General features: G+C 39.5%; 1 protein-coding gene and 1 pseudogene. Both read left to right on the top strand.

What is annotated here, in order from left to right; translation table 11 throughout:
- Positions 1 to 258 precede the first annotated feature (258 nt).
- Positions 259 to 615 carry an IS66 family insertion sequence element accessory protein TnpB gene (gene tnpB, locus QOS01_RS10240; protein ID WP_283622254.1) on the top strand — a complete coding sequence of 119 codons (357 nt, stop codon included), beginning with the start codon at positions 259 to 261 and terminating at the stop codon, positions 613 to 615.
- 72 nt (positions 616 to 687) lie between these two features.
- A pseudogene (locus QOS01_RS10245) lies at positions 688 to 1,806 on the top strand (IS66 family transposase); the annotation flags it as partial.
- Positions 1,807 to 1,882: the final 76 nt, after the last annotated feature.

Below are 1,882 nucleotides of genomic sequence, written 5' to 3' on the forward strand. Positions count from 1 at the left end.
TGTGTGGTAACACCATTAAAGACCTTGATGGTTTTTTCTGTCCACTTAAATGTTCAACTTAAATTTTACAATCTGCCCTATGGAAGAAACACACGATATTGTGGCACCGTTTTTCAAAAGGCAAAAGTGAACCAGTCAGTAAGCCTAAATTTTCGCCGCGGCCGGTCGTTAAAATGAAAATTGAAAATGTCCAGCTGACATTTTTCAAGGGCGCCAATCCCAGCCTTGCGGCCGAGATTGCAAAGGTTGTGGTGCGCTATGCTCATTAACTGGCATGATCCCGATCATGTTTACCTAGTCTGTGGAAAGACTGACTTGCGTAAGGGAATCGATGGATTAGCAATGGTTGTCGCTGAGAATTATGGGTTGAAGTTATACAATAATTCACTTTTTCTGTTCTGTGGATCCCGCAATGATCGATTTAAAGGATTACTTTGGGATGGTGAGGGCTTTATCCTACTCTACAAACGCTTCGAAAATGGTCATTTGAGTTGGCCAAGATATAGTAACGAGGCCAAAGAGTTATCAGCCAAACAATTGGATTGGTTATTAAAGGGACTAAATCCATTACCAGTCCGTAAGATTAAAGCAGCACCACCAGGTACTTTTTATTAAATTAACCTCTGTTTAAAAGCGTTGTTCTTTGATATAATTACCGAAGAATAATTTAAAGGGAGGTGACGTACCATGGGTAAAAGCTTAGTAGAAGAAAATCACGAACTTAAGCAGCAGATCAAGGCTTTGAAGGAACAGGTTAACAAGTTGACGGCGATTATTAAGCTTCAACAAAACCAAATCTTTGGGAAAAAAACTGAAGTAATTGAGTCCGTGGTTGATGGTCAGCAATCACTATTTAGTGATGATGAACTAGATCAACTGCAAGATTCTAATGTTTCAATCACGGAAGTGATTGAAAAGAAGGAAAAACAAGTGGTGCGTCACCGGAAAGCTAAAGTTTCTGGTCAGCGGACCGCTTTTTTGGATAGCTTACCTCAAGTGGATAAGACGATACATTTAACTGATACGAATTGTCCAAAATGCCATGAACAGATGAAAAAGATTGGTAAGCATCTATATAGCCGCGAAGTCCGACTAAAGCCGGCCGAATTGTACTGCGCGAACCTATACCAAGAAAGCTATAAGTGTAATGACTGTGATGAGGACGGTAAAGACATTATCATTAGTAGTCAAATGCCACAATCATTATTGCCTCATAGTTATGTTTTCAGTAGTATTTTGGCTAAAGTAGCTGAGTATAAATTTGCCTTAGCATTACCTTTCCATCGACAGGTAAAATTGTGGCAAGCCGTTGGTTTGCCAGTTAGTGGCCGTCAACTCGCAACTAATATCATTACGGTTAGTCAAACCTATCTGAAACCAATATATGAACGATTAACTAAATTAATGCAGGATGAAAAAGTAATCCAGATGGATGAAACGCCGTTTAAGGTCATTGACGAAGCTAAGACTATCAGTTATTTTTGGGCAACAAGAACCACAACTGAGTTTAACCATCACAATATGGTAATCTTTCATTATCGCAATACACGATCAGGGAAAGTAATCGGTGATATCGTTGGGCAAAACTATCCGGGCTTTATCATGTGCGATGGATACGGTGGTTACAGTAACCATTTATATCCCAACGCCCACTTTGGCTCTTGTTTAGTTCATATCCGGCGGGAATTCATTCGAATTACTAAATTACTGAGTAAAAAGCAATTAAAATATTCGAAGGCTCTTCATGCGGTAAAACTTCTCGGGACCGTTTTTCATAAGGAAAACGGATTAATGTATCAAACTGAGGTAAGCACACCATAACGACACGTCTATAAATTGTCAGCAGGAGCTCCTATACTGAAATCATCAGTAAGGAGGTCTT

Source organism: Limosilactobacillus avium (genome assembly GCF_947381485.1).
GTDB lineage: Bacteria > Bacillota > Bacilli > Lactobacillales > Lactobacillaceae > Limosilactobacillus > Limosilactobacillus avium.